Source organism: Dysgonomonas sp. 37-18, assembly GCF_001899125.1.
GTDB lineage: Bacteria > Bacteroidota > Bacteroidia > Bacteroidales > Dysgonomonadaceae > Dysgonomonas.
Map to the genome: position 1 here is coordinate 183,499 of NZ_MKVC01000023.1, position 13,951 is coordinate 197,449.

At 37.6% G+C, this 13,951-nt stretch carries 13 protein-coding genes; 1 reads left to right on the top strand and 12 read right to left on the bottom strand.

Annotated features, from left to right (window positions below; genetic code table 11):
- The first annotated feature begins 519 nt into the window (after positions 1-519).
- Positions 520-720, top strand: a complete 201-nt coding sequence (locus tag BGO84_RS08490; protein ID WP_006843210.1) for a hypothetical protein — start codon at positions 520-522, stop codon at positions 718-720.
- On the opposite strand, the gene BGO84_RS08495 is transcribed toward BGO84_RS08490, so the two are convergent.
- The 12 genes from BGO84_RS08495 to BGO84_RS08550 all read right to left on the bottom strand — a co-directional run bounded on the left by BGO84_RS08495 (position 713) and on the right by BGO84_RS08550 (position 13,905).
- Positions 713-1,774, bottom strand: coding sequence for a glycosyltransferase family 1 protein (locus BGO84_RS08495; protein WP_291028789.1), 1,062 nt, complete (start codon positions 1,772-1,774; stop codon positions 713-715). The two genes, BGO84_RS08490 and BGO84_RS08495, sit on opposite strands and share 8 nt — an antisense overlap.
- 6 nt (positions 1,775-1,780) lie before the next feature.
- Positions 1,781-2,875, bottom strand: a complete 1,095-nt coding sequence (locus BGO84_RS08500; protein WP_291028790.1) for a hypothetical protein — start codon at positions 2,873-2,875, stop codon at positions 1,781-1,783.
- Between the two features lie 3 nt (positions 2,876-2,878).
- Complete coding sequence (locus BGO84_RS08505) at positions 2,879-4,330, bottom strand: MBOAT family O-acyltransferase (RefSeq protein ID WP_291028791.1); 1,452 nt, start codon at positions 4,328-4,330, stop codon at positions 2,879-2,881.
- Between the two features lie 3 nt (positions 4,331-4,333).
- Entirely contained in the window at positions 4,334-5,179 is an 846-nt protein-coding gene (locus BGO84_RS08510) for a hypothetical protein (RefSeq protein WP_291028792.1), read from the bottom strand.
- 6 nt (positions 5,180-5,185) lie between these two features.
- Positions 5,186-6,214, bottom strand: coding sequence for a dehydrogenase (locus tag BGO84_RS08515; RefSeq protein ID WP_135104893.1), 1,029 nt, complete (start codon positions 6,212-6,214; stop codon positions 5,186-5,188).
- Positions 6,215-6,225: 11 nt separating this feature from the next.
- Complete coding sequence (locus BGO84_RS08520; RefSeq protein ID WP_291028793.1) at positions 6,226-6,783, bottom strand: HAD-IIIA family hydrolase; 558 nt, start codon at positions 6,781-6,783, stop codon at positions 6,226-6,228.
- A gap of 7 nt (positions 6,784-6,790) precedes the next feature.
- The gene (locus tag BGO84_RS08525) at positions 6,791-7,486 is read right to left on the bottom strand and encodes a nucleotidyltransferase family protein (protein WP_291028794.1); all 696 of its coding nucleotides are present in this window, start codon (positions 7,484-7,486) and stop codon (positions 6,791-6,793) included.
- Positions 7,487-7,513: 27 nt separating this feature from the next.
- Positions 7,514-8,788: a hypothetical protein gene (locus BGO84_RS08530; protein WP_291028795.1), complete on the bottom strand. Its 1,275-nt coding sequence runs from the start codon at positions 8,786-8,788 to the stop codon at positions 7,514-7,516.
- A 5-nt stretch (positions 8,789-8,793) separates the two neighbouring features.
- Positions 8,794-9,858, bottom strand: coding sequence for a glycosyltransferase family 2 protein (locus tag BGO84_RS08535; protein WP_291028796.1), 1,065 nt, complete (start codon positions 9,856-9,858; stop codon positions 8,794-8,796).
- On the bottom strand, positions 9,855-10,919 hold the full coding sequence (locus BGO84_RS08540) for a glycosyltransferase (RefSeq protein ID WP_291028797.1): 1,065 nt from the start codon (positions 10,917-10,919) through the stop codon (positions 9,855-9,857). The genes BGO84_RS08535 and BGO84_RS08540 overlap by 4 nt, the downstream gene beginning before the upstream one ends.
- Positions 10,920-11,033: 114 nt before the next feature.
- Positions 11,034-11,627 (bottom strand): nicotinamide riboside transporter PnuC, encoded by a 594-nt coding sequence (gene pnuC / locus BGO84_RS08545; protein ID WP_291028798.1) that lies wholly within the window; start codon positions 11,625-11,627, stop codon positions 11,034-11,036.
- A 58-nt stretch (positions 11,628-11,685) separates the two neighbouring features.
- Positions 11,686-13,905, bottom strand: a complete 2,220-nt coding sequence (locus BGO84_RS08550) for a TonB-dependent receptor (RefSeq protein ID WP_291028799.1) — start codon at positions 13,903-13,905, stop codon at positions 11,686-11,688.
- Positions 13,906-13,951: the final 46 nt, after the last annotated feature.

Below are 13,951 nucleotides of genomic sequence, written 5' to 3' on the forward strand. Positions count from 1 at the left end.
TACCCTGCAAAAGTAGGTTAAATAAAGGTATTTTCAAAGTAAAAGCAAGAGCTTTTTAATCAAAAAGCAAAATCTGTAATTACTATATGAACATATCCGATTTCATTTATTGACCTATATTATACGTATTTAAGGTTGATATAGCATAAAGCTATAAATACACTCTGTTCTTATAAATATAGTCTTTTTATAGAAAGAGCCAAAATCTATGAGTTTTATTCTGTATGGCTCTTGTCGGTATGTTTTTAGTATTGATAACATTCTAAAAAAGCGTATAAAAGAATGGCATAGTAGCTTATTGTAGAATAATTTTATTTGCGAATGTCTTGAAACCCGTATTCACAGATGAACTATTTCTTCCGTAATTTGTTTTATTTATAGTAATAATGACCTGTTTGGAGACTATAGCATAATTTACGAGACATAATTCTTGTTAAATTTATTTAAATAATCTGTATTTTTGCATCTTTCTGGCTTTTTATGCATCTAATAAGTAAATAAGCACAAATAATACCAATAATGAAAACTTCCAGGCCTTTTACAATGTCATACGCATTGATTCCTACTGCTTTATTGTTAACATCAGTAGGCATTCTAAATTTTGATTCGGATAAAGTACTTGGATTCGCTTGTTTTGCTGCCTCTCTTATTCTTCTTGTTGTATCTCTGGTACAAATAGTAAAGGATAAAATCAGAGAGTCGAATCAAAAATTTACATAAATATTTGAGCCAACTCGTAAACTTGTTTGGCTGACTTGTCCCACGAATATTTTTTTATTTGTAGTAAACCCTTTTCTTGTAATTCTTTTCGCAGCGGTTCATCAACCAACAATTGTTCTATCTTTTGAGTAATATCTTCTACATTGTAAGGATCTACGTATAATGCCGCATCTTGGCTTACCTCGCGTAAGGCAGGTATATCCGAGTTGATAACCGGACAGCCGTATGTCATCGATTCCAATGGCGGCAAGCCAAAGCCTTCGTACAGAGATGGATATACAGATAATAAAGCATTCTGATACATGGTCTGTAATTTCTCATCGGGTATATAGCCCGGAAGATGTACATTTTCCCCGATTAGCTTTTGTAGATCAGGTGTATTGAAAGCTTTGAACGACATACCTATAATATATAGTTTCACCGACTTGTCTTTTATTTTGTCAAAGGCTTCTACGAGTCGTATAAAGTTTTTGCGGGGGTCCATCGATGATACTGCCAGAATATATCTTTCCGCTTCGGGATTGCGTTTGAAACTCAATATTTCCTCCTTACTTGGCTTATTATGAAACGGTACGTTGCTATGTACTACATGTATCTTTTCGGAATTTATACCCAAAGTATCCACTATTTCTTTCTTCGAAAATTCACTGACGGTAAGTACTGCATGTGCTTTTTTCCCGATGCGAGGCATCATGTAATGGTAGAAACGGTAATAATTTTTTGAGAACCATTCGGGGTAACGCTCGTGCGATACGTCGTGGATGGTCATGATTTGATTGCTATAATTTAGTGGGCCACAGCCTGTAAAGCTTATCAACAATGGGCTGCCAATACGCTTCAGGTAGCGAGGTAGGGAGATCTGTTCCCAGAGATGCGTATTCAAAGAACCACATTTCACCACCTTGAAATTGAACTTATAATCCGGATGGATTTCATTCGGTACGGCCACATGAAAATCGACAGCCATTTCATGAAGTTTGTTACATATCTCGAAAGCATATCGGTGTACGCCTGTTGCTTTTTGGGTTAAGTATCTTCCATTAACTACAAACATATTATGTCAATTTTTGGGTAACCAATCTTTGTTTTGTTCTACAAATATATTCACTAAACTATCCAGTTGGTGTATCTTATTATCAATATTGGATGAGTTAAGTTCATATTCCGGATTATAAATATTTTCGAGTACTTTGTCTGTCAATGCCGGAGAGAAGTGTGTAACGTCCGAATAGTTATTCAGATCGGTAATCTCATTCATGTTGAAAAAGAACATCAATCGGGCATTGTTGTATGCCTTTAAAGACTGTTGCAGGTGATATATGAAATCGATGAACTGGTCGTAATACCCACTTTCTTTGGTATGATACCAATAGAGAGCCGAGTATGGAGACAATACAATTGTATATTGAATATCTTTATGATCGTCTATAGCCATATTTTCCAGTAATGAAGCAAGTTTGCTCTGCATGCGTTCCTTCATTCCATCGAGTCGCTGGATAGATACTGTTTGTCCACTTAAGTAAAGATCCTTTACATGATCGGCATCGTAATAGTTCAAATAACTGTTGTTCCCTATTTGATCTATTTCTGTTTTCATCACATACTCTACGGGTATCTGTTCTTTACTTTTCAGATATAGAGGTAGTATCAGGTCGATGGGTAAGAAGCGTATGCATGCTTCATATCCATATAGATACTGTAGCTTATTGATAGGTTTGTCTTCGTATAGGAATCGCGGATAACGGACTTCTTCAAAGCCGAGATTGAACTGAGGAATGTCAAAGTTTATAATGAATGATTTTACACTATCTTTTTTGACTAACGAGTATAGATATTTCATTTCTTCGTTGTTCATTCCTCCGCTTGATAGCTTAACAGGTTTAACAGAAGGATTATTCTTTTTGAGAATAGATATATCATAATTCTGCACCATCGATGATCCGAGTACAACAGTATTGTAGTCGTAGTTGCGTGCGAGTCCTCCATTTTGCAGCCATGGACTCAGAAAATAGCGTCCATCTTCATTGACTCTGAACTGGAAAAATGGATCAACAATATAAGTAAGACAGCCCACGCCTAGCAGCATTACAATAGAGGCTATTGTAAATACACTAAGGAATTTTTTGAATGAGTTTTTATTCTCTATCTTATTCATAGGCTAGAAGTTGAAATAAATAAACGCACCTACTCTCGAGAAATGAATTACCGACACCGTGAACAGCAAGGCAATAACCATCGCGTTTTTTACTGTCGGTTTGAATTCATTGTACTTATCTATACTGTTCTTAGGATATAAAAACACCAATGTAGTCAAAATAGACAGGATAGCCAATACATATATCACAGCCATAGAGTCGGGATATGTTATGCTCGTGTTGTAAGCCATGTGGGCTATACCACTGAAGTTGAAACTCTCAGGAGCGAACATGTTTTTAAGAACGGTCAGAGCTATGTCGAATGTCGGCGAACGGAATAATACCCATGCCGCATTTACAAACATAAATGTGAAGAATATCCGTATGAGGTTGGGTATTTTCTCCAGATGCTTCATGAATAGCCTCTCAAATATGCGTACTACCCCGTGTGCAATACCCCATACGATGAAAGTCCAAGCTGCGCCATGCCAAATACCACTGACAAAAAATACGGCAAACAGATTGAAGCATGTACGGGCAAGACCTTTGCGATTCCCCCCCAGCGGATAATATATCAGTACGGCCAGAGACCGACCTAATGTGATGTGCCACCGTTTCCAAAACTCAGTTATACTTACTGACTTGTATGGAGAATAGAAGTTGACCGGAAGGTTGATGTTCATCATCTTAGCCAATCCTATTGCCATATCGGAATATCCGCTAAAGTCGAAATATATCTGAAACGAATAAGACAGGGCGGTCAGCCATGAGGTCGCAAAACCAAGCTTTTCGGGCGATAGGTATGAGTAAAATACAAAATTGTCGAGCGTATCGGCTATTACAGCTTTCTTGAAAAGACCGATAACAAAGATGAAAAGACCGGCTGAAAAGTTCTTTGCATTGAAAAAACGATTTTTCTCATCTAGATATTGATGCAGCACATCTTTAAGAAACACTATAGGCCCTGCTACTAACTGAGGAAAGAATACGATAAACAATGTATAATCCCAAAAGTTTGGTACTTTTTCTTCACGTTTTAAGACGCTGATAAGAAAAGCTATTTGTTGGAATGTGAAAAAGCTGATGCCGATAGGCAGCATGATATGTTTTATTACAAACTGCGTGTCGAAGGCATAGTTGATGTTTTCCAGAAAGAAATTGGAATATTTATAATAGCCTAAAAGCACAACGTTGAATATAACACCTATTGTAAATAGTATTTTACGTGTAGGGGGCCTCGCTATATTCTGCACGCCGGTTGCAACAGAATAGTTGACTATCACAGAGGACATAATCAAAGCTATATACCAGAGATGTTCGAATCCTTGAAAAAATATAGCTCCATAAAATATCAGTGATGCTACGATCAAGAATATTTGCTGGAATCTGCGGCTTACATAACGTGCCATCCCGAAGTATAGCAAGAGTACTAGCGGCAGATAAATAAATACAAAACTGTATGTAGAGAATATCATATATTAAGTATTCTGCTGTTCTATATCTTTATAGGTTTTATCACTATACCAACTTCTCTTCACGAATAACTTACTTAATCCGATCCAAAACTTCATTTTAAACCTGTTCCAACTTTTGTTATTACTTTTTGTTTCGGTGAAATAATCATCGTTGGCAATGATATTAAAATAACGTTTTTTTTGCTCCATTCCTCCCTTCAGGTACTCAATATGATGCGTAACTGTTTTTGATTTGGGAAAGACATAAAAACGTCCCTCTTTGATGTTTGGTATATAGGGGTATTTGTATTTCACATAACTAGGAACATGCACAGGTGTATTTTCCTTTATCCACAGATAACCTGCGTTTGTATCTCTCAAGAAGTTGGATATATGACATTCGGGAAAAAGTTCAAAATCAAAGATTCCCGAATTTTTGATAATATATTGTGTCTTGATAATTGCAAAATCTGTAGCTAAGGCATAGTATTTGTCATACCAGTCGGCACTGGCCCAAACTGCAAAATCAGATTTGTCAAGTAAGCTTGTATATTTAGAGATAATACGATCACCGTACATCCATGTGTCAGCTTCGAGGATAAGGGTGTATTTGCAGTCTGATGGAATATATTTAATACCTTCCATTAGTAATTGCGAATTGCCTCGCCTATGTCCTGCGTTCTCCTCCAGTATTACGAGCTTGTCGATGAGCGGTAACGAATCGGGAGTGACCTCATAGCCATTGTTCTTGCCATTGCTGACAACAATTGTATAATAATCATTTTCCTTCCATGTATCAGATATGATCCGAAGATTATGTTTCAAATCTTCAATCCTGTCATATACACGTATCAGAATTGCTACTTTCATCTAGTTTTATTTAGTATACCAGGTTTCTAATCCCTTTTTTGTAAAAGTGTATGGTTGTATCTGCGCGTCCAATCCTTGTAAAGCTTTCGCTACGGAAAAACGTGTATTTCTCGGACAATAGAAAAACACATATCCTCCACCTCCGGCCCCCGATATTTTGCCTCCTGTGGCTCCGGCGGATATGGCTGTATTGTATAGTTCTTCGAAAAGCGGAGTGGAAATTCCGTCCGCCATGTCTCGTTTGTAAGTCCATCCCCGATGCAAAACATCTCCTATTTCGTCCAGATTATTTTTCAGAATAGCTTCCTTTATTTCATAAGACTGTTTTTTTATCTGATGCATTGCTTCTATTGACCTTTCTTGATGATCTTTAACATTCTTTTGTTGCTTTTCGATGATATCTCCCGAATTTCTACTCGAGTTGGTGTAGCAAAGCAACAAGTTGTTAGATAGCTCATTGATTATTTCGTTGCGGATGCGTAGAGGATTTACAATCACTTTGTCATCTGCATAGAATTCCATAAAGTTAAACCCTCCGAATGCTGCGGCATACTGATCTTGTTTTCCTCCTGCTTGCTTTAGGTCTATCCGTTCTATCTGATATGCAAGATATGCCAGGTCGTAATCGCCCAAAGGCAAAGAGAGCCATTCGGTATATGCACCCAATATAGCAATGGCTAGGGTAGAGGACGTTCCTAGTCCCGAGCCAAAAGGAACTTCGAGAGCACAGGTCAGCGTAAAAGATAAAGGCTTTTTTATAAAGTCTTTGATTACCCTGTTGTATATACCTTTCATCAAATCGGCTTTATCGTTGGCGATAGGTAGTTCGATCGCAGAATCGAAAATATATTCCTCATTTGTTTGTGGAATACGGAATACAATTTTGTTGTCGGTGCGAGGTTCAATATTTGCGAATGCATACAAATTTATAGTTGCATTCAATATACATCCTCCATACAAATCCGAGTATGGAGATACATCGGTTCCTCCACCTGCTAATCCTAATCGGAATGGGGCTTTACTTCTTATTATCATGACTTGATATTTTAAAATATCTTGAGCAGACTATCTGCAAACTTATATAGATTTTTGTAATGTCCGTTAATGTTCTCGTATATTTTATGACCTTCGGGATATTTATCACCCACTAGTATTGTGTACATTCCCACTTTGTTGCCGAATTCAATGTCTGACATGCTATTGCCTACCATAATTGAATTTTCGAACTCTATTTCGGGGAAATCAGTAAGTGCTTTAAAAGCCATTCCCACATTGGGTTTTCTGTTTATAGAGTCAGATGTCAGATCGGTACAATAATATATTCGATCTATATGTCCGCCTGAAGCTTCTATCTGGGATAGCATATAGCTATGTACTTCTTCCAAGTCGGATACGCTCATCTTGCCACGGCCAACTCCACGCTGATTGGTGACAATGAAAATGCGTTCGAATCTAGAAGATAACATTCTGATAGCCTGTAAAGTTTTGTCCGTAAATACAAATTCTGGTATATTCTTGACATAATCGCTGGGGCGTTCTACATTAATAACGCCATCTCTATCAAGAAATAAATACTTGTATTTGTCTAAATTTTGTTTGTCCATATTAATTTTACAAGTTCTTAAAATCTTGATTTGCCTTCGCAAAGTCGGAAGGAATTCCTATGTCGATAAAATAACCTTCTTGCACACAGCCGTAGAATGGAATATCGCTGATGTGCTTTTCCATCACATCTTTTTCGAAAGAAAATATTTCAGGGAGGCTAAGTGTCGAGAACAGGTTTTTGTTTATTACGTATACTCCTCCATTGATTAATCCCTTTGCACAATGCTGTTTCTCGTTAAAGCGAATGATGCGTTCCTTTTTATCCAAATCGACAGAACCATAACGGTCAAAATTTGTCATAGGTTTCAATGCTAGGGATATCATCGCTTTCTTTTCTTTATGAAACTCTGCTAGCAGAGTAGTATCTACATCAAAGAATGTATCTCCGTTGAAGATAAAGGCTTTATCTGTTTCTACTTTTTCGAATGCCAGCTTGATTGCCCCGCCTGTTCCTAAGGGAGAATCTTCTACGACATAAGATATCTTGAAAGGGTATGACTTGCCGTCGAGCCACTGTAGTATAACTTCCGATTTATAACCCAATGAAAGAATCAGGTGATCGAATTGCTGATTTTTTGCATAGTCGAACAAGTAACTCAAAAATGGTTTTCCGGCTACTTCGGCCATGCATTTCGGAACATCACTTACTACCGATTGTAAACGTCTACCCAGCCCTCCGGCTAATATAATACATTCTTTCATTTTGCTGTTTTTGCTATTACGGCTTCTTTATATCTTATTGCTTATACTTCTTTGCTTCATTTTTATTTTGCTCTTCGTATATAGCTTAGGCATATATACGTAATATTTATAGAACATAAAATAGAAGAATATGATGTATAATATGAGATTTAAGTCGATAAGTCCTTTTACATTCAGCGCCAAGGTGTATACAAAAATCGATATGGCAACCATATTAACACCCCAGTCTTTTGTTAAGCTAAGTTTTATGATATATAGCTGATATACGAAAAATCCCAGAGTTCCTATTATTCCCGAGAAGAATAGGAGCCGGCTATATCCCACATCGGTACCAAAAAATGTGGCTGTCCCTTGCCCTATAATCAGCTCTGAGAATTTTGTCGGTATCAAAAACATCTGAGATAATCCACTTGAAGACTTTGTTTCTAATCGCCCGTGTACAAAGAGGTTTGTAAACAATTCGAAAGCCCAGTCAGTAAAGCTCGAAAAGTAAAACATTGCAAAAGTATATCCGGCGACCATCAGGAATGCCGCAGCTATGACAAATGTCTTCGCTTGTTTCTTCACTGCCCTGTTGTCCCACAAATACAATACCGCAATAAGAGCAAACCCCACCGCCATACCTACAATCGTTGTACGAGCCATAAACAGACCGATATAAAAAATAAATACGTACAATGTAGCCAGTATAATAAATTCTTTGGTAGTAAGTTTCATTCTCATAAAGAGATAGGAAAGTAAGATAAGGGCAATACCACTGATTGCTCCTGCTCCAAAGAACCCGATGCCATATCCCAACAGGCGTTGCCCTCCGGCTTCCTCCATGATTTCTTCAGTGTACTCTCCACCTTCCATCTGTAAAGATATGAGGAATTCTTTAACAGGATCGCTTATATACATCAAAAATGCGCAAAGAGACTGTAATGCGATGGCTCCGATAATGTATAAGAGAACTGTGTTGAGGGTAGGTTTTTTATGTATCTTAAATATAAGTAACATAATAATATATGCTGTAAAGAACCAGGCAATCCTACTCTTTACATAGTCGAAGCTAAATCCTCCGTCATCGACTCCATTGTACCATACCGAAGTGTAAAAAATCAGAAATAAAGCAAAAGTGGCAACCATCACATATACAACTTCCCGAAATGGAAAACGATGATAGGCATAGATAGCTAGTCCGATCAAACCCGATAGAGAAATGAAAGATGAGCCTCGTACATCCAAAGCCTGTGGATAAATATAATAGAACGTTACCAATAAAGGAACCAACATTGGTAATACCTGTTTCAATTTAGGCATACACTTTATCTAAATACTAGTTTGTAAATAAGGGACTTTTTATATCTGAGTCTAAAAGTACACTTTGTATAAAAAATAGCCAAATCTCTTGATGTATAATTTCTTTCATCGTATAAAGATGAGGCTTTCATCGTCTTTATTACTTTCAGACCTAAACGAGAATTTGCACACAGACGTAACCATGTAAGCGAAAGAAGCTTCACCAGATAATTTTCGTCACAGAAGTCTTTGTCTTTATTCAGTTTGAGTAAGGAAACCATAAATGCTTCACACTTGTCAAGATAGTCGAATGACGATTGTAAAGGAACACATTCTGCTACAGAAGTATAGATATTTATAAAGTCGTCATTGATAGGCAAGCCCAAATGCTTGCAATGTATTTTAAACACCTTCTTCTTATTCTCTGTTTGCAGTTCTTCGTGCAAAGAGGATACCTGTTGCTTATGCACGCGATATAGTAACAAAGGCTCACTCAGATTTCCCAACTTTGTTTTATACATAGCTTCGGACCACAATGCATAGTCTTCGACATGTAAATACTCCGGCTCAAATTTTAATCCCAGGTCGGTAAATACTCTCTTGCGAATCATTACCGCCGGATGGCATATTCCCGACCGAAAAAGCATATATCCTCGCAACTCCCGATCGTGTGTCGGGCTATGGTTCAGATCTTTTTTATTCGGATTTTCTGATCGGAAGGCATAAAACTGTGTACTTACTATATCATGATCGGTATGTTTCTCCAAGAATGCGACTTCCTTTTCGATGCGAGTAGGCAAGGAGATATCGTCAGCATCCATACGTGCTATATAATCACCTTTGCACAGCAAGATACCTTTGTTCAATGTTTGTATTAATTTCAGATTCTTTTCATTGGTGAAAACACTTATACGGGAATCTTTTTCTGCCATAGCCTGTAATAAGTCTCCTGTTCTGTCAGTAGAACAGTCATTTATGGCTATAACTTCAAGGTTACGGTATGTTTGATTTAGAATCGAATTGATCGATTCTTCCACATACCTTTCTACATTATAGCAGGGTATTAATACAGAGACTAAAGGCTGGCTCATTTTTTATTTGCTACTATTGTGTTAAAGACAGCGCCATAACTGTCTACCATTTTCTCTATCGTAAAATTTGCAAGATATGATTGTCTTGCATTCTCAGACATACTTTTCTGAATGTTTTCGTCAGATAAAATATATTGTATTTTTTCTTCAAAGATAGAGGCTTTATTCTCTACCGCAAAACCATTCTTTCCGTCCAATACTTCTGTAATACCTCCTACAGCAGATGCAACTACCGGAACTTTGAATGCCAGAGCTTCAAGTATCGACATTGGCAACCCCTCGTAGTTGGATGGTAATATGAAAACATCAGCGTACCTTAAATAAGTAAAAGCAGAGTGCATTTCACCCAAGCAAAATACATTGGGCGGCAATCCCTCTATTTCCTCTTTGTTACCAATCCACACAAAGGCATATTGAGGCATTTCATGTGCTATATCCAGAAATAAATCGAATTTCTTTTGTTTCGATATTCGCGAAATACACATGATTGTTTTGGGATAATCTTTTTTTATACTCTCTAACTTTTCAGTCAGAGGATCTTGTTCAATTTTGTTTGTCAGATAGTGATCTGCAACGCCATTGTATATCCTTTCTACGTTTTTATAGATATTTTCTTCCTTCATCATATCCACATCGTATTGGCTCACCCCAATGATGCAGAATGCTTTGTGCTTCAACAATTTTTCGATAACTAAGAATTTCCGAAAAGCAGTCCTTATCGAATCAAATCCATGTACAGTATATACAATTGTTTTACGACCGAAGACTAATCGCCCGATCGCTCCCATCTTGGAAGAGTGCAGATGCACAATATCGGGTTTGTATTTGATACGGTAATAAAATAATTTCAATAAAAGCATTATATCTTTTATTGAAACCTCTTTACAATGATTGTTTAGCTTAATGCGGGTAAAATTATCTCCCAAATTACTCCAGGCTTCGCCATTACCTCCATATAGGAGAAAGAGTTCGTGCTCAGAACTGAATTTTTTTACCAGGTCTGCAACTATAGTCTGGGCGCCGCCATATTCAGAAACCGTAATAACCTGGAAGATTTTCATGTAATTATCTTGTAGAATTGTTTGCTCTAACTGTTATCTCCATTGATGCAAAGATAACATTTTTTATATCTTTTGTGTTACATATCTCTGTTTTATGACAATAACAAGACTGTATCACGAAGCTAATGCTAATCTTTTCCACTTGTAATATCCCATTATAGAGACAACGAAAAAGATAAAAAATAAACAGCCCGACATAATATCATGTTGAGCAAAGAGTAAGATGCTTGAAATTAAATTTGCAGGAATAACCAATAGCCATTGCTCTACCCACTTTCGGGAGATCATCCACAGTGCTACAATGTTGAGGGAGGTCGTGAGAGAGTCTCCAATCGTGATATATACGTTATTGGCACTAAACGAAATAAGGATGCCATAGATAAATATGGCTATAAGAGCTACTCCTATTATTATAGGCAGGGTGTAACGTTTGGTGGCGTGAGAGATGATCTCATCTCCTGTTTCTGTATCCCTGTTGCGGAATATCCATATCAGCCAGCCATATATAGATGCCCCAAAAAAATAGATGTATATACCCATGCTGGCATATAGCTGCGTACTATAGAATATATAGAAATAAAAAGCTGCCATGACGATACTTGCAGCCCACATCCATACATTGGCTTTGTATTCTAAGTAAAGGAAAATAAGGCCGATAATGGCTCCAACTATACTGACCCAATTATTTTCTATAAAATATTCTATCATTGTTGTATATAAAATTGTGGGATGTTTTACTGCATCCCACAAAGTAAATCAAAATATATCAAAACCGATATCTTATCTTGCCCATCACGTTAGCTCCCGCCTGAGGAAATAACCCTTTATAAACTTGTTCTGTTCCATCTGCAAACTTATATGTATCTACCCATGCATTTGCATTATACTTTACATTTGTCAGATTGTTGATGAAAAACTGAAAATCAAATTTCCCTACTTTCTTCGCATCCAAGGTGTATGATGCTGCAAAGTCAGTAACGAAATAATCTGACAAGCGGTTATCAGGGTTTGAGGTATTGTCATAATACATTCTGCCAACGTACTTGTTGATGAAAGAGAAGCTTATATCTTCTTTTTCGAATGGCTTGAACGTAACCGTAAAGCTGCCGACTGTATTTGGTGAAAATGAAATGTCGGTAGATTTGAATGTTTCTGATATCTGCCCTAAGCTATTCCAGTCTGTTTGATTGTCGTAGTAAGGATAGTAAACAGTGTGATTCTTTATCTTGTTACGGCTCAGGGTTAAGTTTCCGGCTAGCTGTAGCCAATAGTTAGGCGTATAAGACAATGCCAGTTCTATACCTGTACGATAGCTGTTGGGTACATTTTCTTGCAATTTATAACCAACGTCGTTCAACTTTCCGGTCTGTACCAACTGGTCTTTATAATTCATGTAATAAAGATTGGTACTAAAAGCTATTGTCGCATTCGCATATTTGTAACCCAGCTCATAGTCATACAACCGTTCGGAAGTAATGGGGATTCCTCCTTCTTTGAGAGATTCTTTTAGGTCGGCACGCAGAGGCTCTCTGTTGGATATACCCAACGATCCGTAAATCTCGTTATAATCTGCAAAGCGATAAGATACTCCCCCTTTTGGATTAATAAAACTGTAGTAGTTTTTGCTTGACAGATTTGTAAGATCATCATCGATCCCTTTCATGCGATAGTCTACATAGCGTTCTTGCACTTCTGCGAATATCGACAGATTGGTCATCGGTTTGTATTCTGTTTTCAGGAAAACATTCATGTCTTGTTTATCGGCATTATTTCTATACCATTCGTAACCAACAGGTATATTCTGGTTGAACTTTACCCAGAGTAATCGCCCATAATGAGTTCCATCATAATAGCTATACATGCTCCCTAAGGTAAAATCAAACTTCTCTTTTTCCCATTTCAGATTTACCCCTCCTACATACAAATGATTCATCATCAGTTTGCGACGTATAAGATCTGATTTTTTGTAAGTAGTACCATCTACAGTCTGATTTTCGAGTCCGAATTCTGAAAATTTACGCCCTGTTTTATAATTTTCGTAATAGCCATAGCCATGATTATAACTCAAGTTTACATTCAATGTCAATGCATTTGTCAGATAACGGGTATATATCAGCTGTCCGATATTCGAATAGTAGTTATCCGTTTCGTTATCATAATAGCGTGTATTGCCATTGTCGTCTTTATATTCCCCTGCCGGATTGTATCGCCTGTTTATAGCCAGCATGCTCGGATCGATACCTTCCCATGTAATGCCGGTATGCTGTATTCCGTTCATATAAATCAGCCGTATCAGTTGCCTGTCGGAGTAGTGAGACAATGCGGCATAGATATTCTTATGGTCTACCTTTCCGTTACGGATATACCCGTCACTCTTTACGTAAGAGTATCTTGCGTCTAACGACAATCCGCTTTTCATAATGCCTGTACCTGCTGCTCCCGACAATAATAGTGTATTATATTGTCCGTAGGCTGTAGATATGTCGGCATAGGGTTTGGGTTTTCCTCCCAGCGTTTGCATCGAAATACTAGCCCCGAAAGAGGCCGCACCGTTGGTAGATGTTCCTACTCCGCGTTGCACTTGCATACTTTGCAATGAGTTTGACAAATCCGGCAAATTGACCCAGTATACTTCCTGACTTTCAGGATTATTCAGCGGCATCCCATTCAGAGTGATATTAATACGGTTGGCATCAGTTCCACGAATGCGAAACGAAGTGTTCCCTACAGCCGTTCCACCTTCAGTATACGAGACTACAGATGGGAGGGTTTGCATTATAGCCGGAATGTTTTTTGCGGCGTTGTCTCCTTTTAGTTGTTTTTCGGTCAGACTAGAGTATGCTACCGGAGCATCCTGACCTACACGTGTTGCAGACACAACAACTTCATCTAGTTTTACAACTTTCAAACTATCTGCTTTTTGTTGTGCGAAAATTCCCATTCCATTTATCAATATTATGGAAAGAGAGAGAAAGACCTTTTTCATTTAAAATATAAATTTTGCCAGACATACGTAAATATGTCCTGATGTT

Bases quoted from the DNA above. Each gene is read 5' to 3' on its own strand.
- BGO84_RS08505 (WP_291028791.1), bottom strand. From the start codon at position 4,330: ATGATATTCTCTACATACAGTTTTGTATTTATTTATCTGCCGCTAGTA.
- BGO84_RS08515 (WP_135104893.1), bottom strand. From the start codon at position 6,214: ATGATAATAAGAAGTAAAGCCCCATTCCGATTAGGATTAGCAGGTGGA.
- BGO84_RS08490 (WP_006843210.1), top strand. From the start codon at position 520: ATGAAAACTTCCAGGCCTTTTACAATGTCATACGCATTGATTCCTACT.
- BGO84_RS08495 (WP_291028789.1), bottom strand. From the start codon at position 1,774: ATGTTTGTAGTTAATGGAAGATACTTAACCCAAAAAGCAACAGGCGTA.
- BGO84_RS08500 (WP_291028790.1), bottom strand. From the start codon at position 2,875: ATGAATAAGATAGAGAATAAAAACTCATTCAAAAAATTCCTTAGTGTA.
- BGO84_RS08510 (WP_291028792.1), bottom strand. From the start codon at position 5,179: ATGAAAGTAGCAATTCTGATACGTGTATATGACAGGATTGAAGATTTG.
- BGO84_RS08550 (WP_291028799.1), bottom strand. From the start codon at position 13,905: ATGAAAAAGGTCTTTCTCTCTCTTTCCATAATATTGATAAATGGAATG.
- BGO84_RS08535 (WP_291028796.1), bottom strand. From the start codon at position 9,858: ATGAGCCAGCCTTTAGTCTCTGTATTAATACCCTGCTATAATGTAGAA.
- BGO84_RS08525 (WP_291028794.1), bottom strand. From the start codon at position 7,486: ATGAAAGAATGTATTATATTAGCCGGAGGGCTGGGTAGACGTTTACAA.
- BGO84_RS08530 (WP_291028795.1), bottom strand. From the start codon at position 8,788: ATGCCTAAATTGAAACAGGTATTACCAATGTTGGTTCCTTTATTGGTA.
- BGO84_RS08540 (WP_291028797.1), bottom strand. From the start codon at position 10,919: ATGAAAATCTTCCAGGTTATTACGGTTTCTGAATATGGCGGCGCCCAG.
- pnuC (WP_291028798.1), bottom strand. From the start codon at position 11,627: ATGATAGAATATTTTATAGAAAATAATTGGGTCAGTATAGTTGGAGCC.
- BGO84_RS08520 (WP_291028793.1), bottom strand. From the start codon at position 6,783: ATGGACAAACAAAATTTAGACAAATACAAGTATTTATTTCTTGATAGA.